This is a genomic window from Collimonas fungivorans (assembly GCF_028292705.1).
Lineage (GTDB): Bacteria > Pseudomonadota > Gammaproteobacteria > Burkholderiales > Burkholderiaceae_D > Collimonas > Collimonas fungivorans_B.
This window is the reverse complement of sequence record NZ_JAQGLV010000173.1, coordinates 1-4,887: the sequence shown is the minus strand read 5'-3', so window position 1 is coordinate 4,887 and position 4,887 is coordinate 1. Positions and strand designations below refer to the sequence as shown.

The 4,887-nt window shown below is 60.5% G+C and carries 6 protein-coding genes; 1 reads left to right on the top strand and 5 read right to left on the bottom strand.

Annotated elements, in window-relative coordinates; all coding sequences use genetic code 11:
- Positions 1 to 255 precede the first annotated feature (255 nt).
- Positions 256 to 1,215 (top strand): T6SS immunity protein Tli4 family protein, encoded by a 960-nt coding sequence (locus tag JWQ61_RS09625; RefSeq protein WP_304360334.1) that lies wholly within the window; start codon positions 256 to 258, stop codon positions 1,213 to 1,215.
- A gap of 211 nt (positions 1,216 to 1,426) precedes the next feature.
- On the opposite strand, the gene JWQ61_RS09620 is transcribed toward JWQ61_RS09625, so the two are convergent.
- The 5 genes from JWQ61_RS09620 to JWQ61_RS09600 form a co-directional block, all read right to left on the bottom strand.
- On the bottom strand, positions 1,427 to 1,576 hold the full coding sequence (locus tag JWQ61_RS09620) for an entericidin A/B family lipoprotein (RefSeq protein ID WP_120237356.1): 150 nt from the start codon (positions 1,574 to 1,576) through the stop codon (positions 1,427 to 1,429).
- Between the two features lie 70 nt (positions 1,577 to 1,646).
- A complete protein-coding gene (locus JWQ61_RS09615) occupies positions 1,647 to 2,318 on the bottom strand; it encodes a MarC family protein (protein WP_304360333.1) in 672 nt (223 codons plus the stop codon).
- An 84-nt stretch (positions 2,319 to 2,402) separates the two neighbouring features.
- On the bottom strand, positions 2,403 to 3,320 hold the full coding sequence (locus JWQ61_RS09610; protein WP_304360332.1) for an ornithine cyclodeaminase family protein: 918 nt from the start codon (positions 3,318 to 3,320) through the stop codon (positions 2,403 to 2,405).
- Positions 3,321 to 3,332: 12 nt separating this feature from the next.
- The gene (locus tag JWQ61_RS09605) at positions 3,333 to 4,610 is read right to left on the bottom strand and encodes a D-amino acid dehydrogenase (protein ID WP_304360331.1); all 1,278 of its coding nucleotides are present in this window, start codon (positions 4,608 to 4,610) and stop codon (positions 3,333 to 3,335) included.
- A gap of 86 nt (positions 4,611 to 4,696) precedes the next feature.
- The coding region (locus tag JWQ61_RS09600; protein ID WP_304360330.1) for a hypothetical protein at positions 4,697 to 4,887 on the bottom strand (191 nt) is incomplete at its 5' end.

Below are 4,887 nucleotides of genomic sequence, written 5' to 3'. Positions count from 1 at the left end.
TGACACCTGCTTGGGCTTTGGAGCCTATCGAGCCTGTCAACCGCCTGTGGAAGCCTGTCGATCCGTTCAAGGTGAACGTAAATTAACTACTAATTTGCCCCCTATTGGACTCCTGTACCCTAGCTTGAAAAGAACTACGTCGTCGAGAATAGCTAGTCGTTGGGCTGTGGTTAAGTTTCGTGCGTGGTATGGCAAGTATTGCCTGGATACCCACAATGCGACGTGATGCGGAAAGAAGAATTGATCACATAATCGATGATGAATCAACGAATCGAACAACTCTTTGCCGACTCCAAGCTACTTTGCTTTGGGCGCTATGTACTTGAAGTGCCGCAGGATGCGACGCTGATTTGGGGGACGGATGATTTTGAAACGTTCCCCAATCGCGCCAAGGATCTGAAGCAGATCGTGGAGGCAAAGCGGAACGAGATTCTTGCAAAGGACAAGACCGCAACGATCAATTTCTTAGGCGAAGGCCCGGCGCCTAACGTGATGTGGATTCGCTCGTTCGGAAGTGAGGGGGCAAGGGTAGTCCAGCTTGAAGGCTTTCAGATTTACCACGTTGTTGGCCCGCACATTTTTCGTTGGCAGACGGCGATCGCCAAGAGCGTCAACAGTACCGTCGAGAGTATCACTCAGAAAACAGTTATGTTGGCCTCCAATCTGCGCCCGAGGGCACCATCCGAAGTGCCCGAAGAGCCCGGCCTGTGCCTTGAGTACGGTTTCTTGCGCGATGCGCCCTACGACAAACAGGAATACTTTGCGACCGGCTTGCTGCTGCCGACTCTGCCCGATGTGACCTTCAGTGTCGAGAGCAACAAGAACGCGAGCACTAAGGGCAGTAATGGCCACAGCCTGCTCAAACAAATCAATGATAGGCGTAACGAGTTGGGTGAAAGTTACCCCAAATTCGTCACTTTGCGCGAAGGCAAACGCACCGTGCATGGTTGGGCCGGCGAGGAATCGCTGGTGCGTCGTGCTGATGGCACCCATGACTTTGAATGGAAGTTTATCGGCGAAACAGGTAATGTGGCCAAGCCTGCCATGCTGGACGTAACGATGTACAGCAAGGTCAAGGCCAACCGCGTTGGAGCCGCATCCGTCGCTTCCGTCAACGACGACGAAGCCCTGTCCCTGTGGGACAAGCTGCTGGAAGGCTTGAAGTTTCGAGTCGCAGTGCCTGGTGCACCGAGCGACGCGGTGGCACTTCCATGAATGGCCATCATTCTGCAAAGAGCATTTTTGATTGGCTAATAAATCACGTCGCGATGACGGCATATGCAACTGACTCCAGTCACATAAATTGGGATGAGGATTCTTGTCGGAATCTGGCAGCGAGGCGATTCCATGCTGCTAAATATTGTTGAAATGAGAGACGGCAGGGGTGGGCGGTAACGCTGCCCACCCCATGCGATCCCCCTTGGAATTACATTTTCTTCTGCACGTCCTGAGCCGCGTCTTGAACCTTTTCACCACCGGTCTGCACGTCCTTGCCCATACCCGAAACCGTATTGCAAGCTGACAGCGCTCCCAGCATGCCAAACATTGCCGCAACTACCATCATTTTTTTCAACATGGTGTACTCCGTGTGGATTGGTGAGGCAATAATCTTATCACTAGAATTCTGCAAAGCGAGAAAAAGTGATTTAGTGCGCTTGCCCCAGCAATAACAAGCCGCTGACGCCGTCCCACAGAATCTGCACGCCGATGCACAGCAAGATGAACGAAGTCATGCGCTGCATGACGGTGGTGCCGGTCTCGCCCAGCAACCGTATCAGCACGCCGGCAAAACGGTTGCTGAGATAGACCGCCAGCGCCGCCAGCGCAAGGCCGGCAACGGCCGCGATCATGGACAGCGGCAGCGGCACGCTCGGCACGCGTATGCCGGCGCCGAGGGTGATGGCGACCGAGATCGAGCCGGGGCCGACGGTGAGCGGAAATGCCAGCGGATAAAAAGCCTTCTTCGAGGCCAGCTGTTCGGTCCAGAGCGATGCGGGCACCGCTTCAGCCATCGGCGTTTCATCGGAGTTCAGCATTTTCCAGGCGGTGGCGACCACCAGCAGGCCGCCGGCGACTTTCACCACCGGCAGCGACAGGCCGAAAAATGCCAGCACATGGGTGCCGATGAACATGCCGCCCACCAGCAGCAGGAAGGAATTGATGGCGACCCCGCGCGCCAGCGAGTTGCGGGTGGCGTCGGAAGCGGAGATGGTCAGCGCATGGAAAATCGGCGCGCCGCCGGGTGGATTCATGATCGGCAACAGCGCTGCCAGCACAAACAGCACGGTCTTCAGGAAGCTCAGCAGGTGGAATTCCATGTGCGCATGTCGTCAGTAGTCATCGGTGGCCCGATTCTAGACTGACGGCATGGCGGCCGCAAGCAATCCCGCTTGCGGCAGGGCTTACCAGCCGAAACGTTCGCAGGCGCGGCGGTAAACCAGGCCGGACAGGGCGACGTCCTCCAGGCCGACGCCGATCGCCTTGTAGATCACCAGGTCGTCCGGCTGGCGCCGGTAAGTGCTGCTGCCGTCGACGATCTGTCCCAGCTCCCACACCTGGTCCCAGGCGAACGTGCCGGGCTGGCACAGCAGCAGGTCGCCGGCTTCCTGTTGCGCCTGCGGTTTCCATTCGACCACCAGCGCGTTGGCGCGGGCGATTGCACGGTCGTCGAGTTCGCGCAAGTTGCCTTTGCTGGCGCCGACTGCCGCAACGAAGGCGCCGGCTTGCAGCAGCTCGCCGGCAAACAGTGGTGTGGCCGAGCGCGTCACGGTAACCACCACGTCGCCGGCTTGGGCTGCCTCGTCGATGCTGACGGCGCGCGCCGGGATGCCGGTTTGCTGCGTAATCTGTTCTGCAAACTGCTGCTGGCCGCTGCGGCCGGCGACCAGGATTTCCTTGAATTTGCGCACCGCCAGCAAGGACGGCACATGCGAATGGGCCTGGACCCCGGTGCCGATCACGGCCAGCGTGGCCACATCCTGCCTGGACAGATGATCGGCGGCGACTGCGGTGGCGGCAGCGGTGCGCAAGCCGGTCATGGTGTCGGATTCAATCGCCGCCAGCGGCCGCCCGTCTTCGGTGGAAAACAGCACGGTGACGAAATGAAATTTGCCGTTGACCGTGGTGTAGACCTTGTAGCCGGCGATGTCGGCGGCCGGCAGCAAGGCGCCCATGCTGGACATCATGACGGGGCCGGCGCTGGTGCGTATCCTGGCTTGCTGCGCGCCCTGTCCGATGCCGGCGAAAGCCTGGCGCATGGCTGCGATGGCGTCGCCGGTGTCGATCAGTTCCGCGACTTGCTGGTTGGTGATGAGTTTCATGGCTATCCTTGGTTAGGTGCTGAATGCAAAAGGGGCGGAGTCGATGGCGGTTGCTCCGCCCGCGATCAGTTGCGCCAGCAGGCTTGCGCTGCCGTGCGCCAGGGTCCAGCCGAGGCTGCCGTGGCCGACATTGAGGTACAGGTTCTTGACCGGCGAAGCGGAAATCAGCGGCACGCCGCTCGGCGTCGCCGGCCGGAATCCGCTCCACGGCGACAAGCCGGCGCTGTCGGACAGGTCGCCGCAGCCAGGAAACAATTCGCTGGCGCCGCGCTTCAATTCATCGATGGCGGAGGCCGGTATGCTGCGGTCCATGCCGACCAGTTCCACCCGTCCCGCAACCCGCAGGCGGTTTCCCAGCCGGGCGTAAACGATTTTCCGGGAGAGGTCGGTGATCGATACCTGCGGCGCCGCGGCTTGCGTAGCGGCGTCGTTCAAGGGCACGGTGATGCTGTAGCCCTTGAGCGGATAGAGCGGCAGCGAGAAGCCGGCATGGCGCGCAAAACCGGCGCTGGCGGCGCCCAATGCCAGTACGAAAGCATCGGCGGCGATCTGTTCCTGGCCGGCGTGCACAGCGGTCAAGGCGCCGTTGCGCATTTCCAGCTTATGGATGCGTTGAGAGTGGGCGAAGCGGAAACCCGGCTGTTGCGACATGGCCTCGACCAGCTGCCGGCAGAACAGCGCGCAGTCGCCGGCTTCTTCGCTCGGGGTGTACACGCCGCCGACCCAGTTGCGCCTGGCGTTGGCTAGCGCCGGCTCGATCTGCATGCAGCGCGCAGCGTCGATGATCTCCTGCTGGCAACCGTGCAGGGCTTGGAATTCGATTTGTTTGCGGGCGCCTTCCAGGCCTTTGGCGTCGCCGTACATCACCAGCTTGCCGGCGCGGCGGTGCTGGAAATCCAGCGGCTGCGCCTGCATCGCTTGCATCAGCTGCTGCAATTGTTCACGGCTGAAGAACGCCAGCCGCAACAGGTCGATAGTGGTTTGCCGGACGCGGCCTGTATTGCAGGCCGCCAGGAATTTGAACAGCCAGCGCCACTGGGCGGGATCCATTTGCGGCCGCAAGGTAAGCGGCGAAGCGGCGCTGAACAGGTATTCCGGCCAATGGGTCCAGACTGAAGGATCGGCCAGCGGCGCGACGTAGGAGAAGCTCAGCTGGGCGCCATTGCCCAGGCTGGTCTGGCTGCCCGGCAGCGCCTCGGCGTCGACCAGCGTGACTTGATGGCCGGCTTCCAGCAGCCGATAGGCGGAAGTGACGCCGATGACGCCGGCGCCCAGTACGCAGATGTGCATGTGTTCTGTCCTGTTGGGGATGTAATGTTGGCTGCTGCGATCTGGCAGCGCAAAAAGCTACTATACGTACGCTCAAATATTCTGTCTCATGCCGTTTTGGCATCATTGGCAGGGCACGATGACGCAAGTGCAATGAAATAGCGCGGCTGCGCGCCCTCATTGCGGTAAAATGCCGCCTGAAGTAAGCCAGACAGCCGCTGGCCGGCGTTGCAATGCGCCGGCGGGAGGAAGGTCCGGACTCCATAGAGCAGGGTGACGGTTAACGGCCGTCCGCCGT

What these genes read in the sequence shown, in the direction of transcription:
- JWQ61_RS09605 (WP_304360331.1), bottom strand. Translation starts at nt 4,610, where the DNA reads ATGCACATCTGCGTACTGGGCGCCGGCGTCATCGGCGTCACTTCCGCC.
- JWQ61_RS09610 (WP_304360332.1), bottom strand. Translation starts at nt 3,320, where the DNA reads ATGAAACTCATCACCAACCAGCAAGTCGCGGAACTGATCGACACCGGC.
- JWQ61_RS09620 (WP_120237356.1), bottom strand. Translation starts at nt 1,576, where the DNA reads ATGTTGAAAAAAATGATGGTAGTTGCGGCAATGTTTGGCATGCTGGGA.
- JWQ61_RS09615 (WP_304360333.1), bottom strand. Translation starts at nt 2,318, where the DNA reads ATGGAATTCCACCTGCTGAGCTTCCTGAAGACCGTGCTGTTTGTGCTG.
- JWQ61_RS09625 (WP_304360334.1), top strand. Translation starts at nt 256, where the DNA reads ATGATGAATCAACGAATCGAACAACTCTTTGCCGACTCCAAGCTACTT.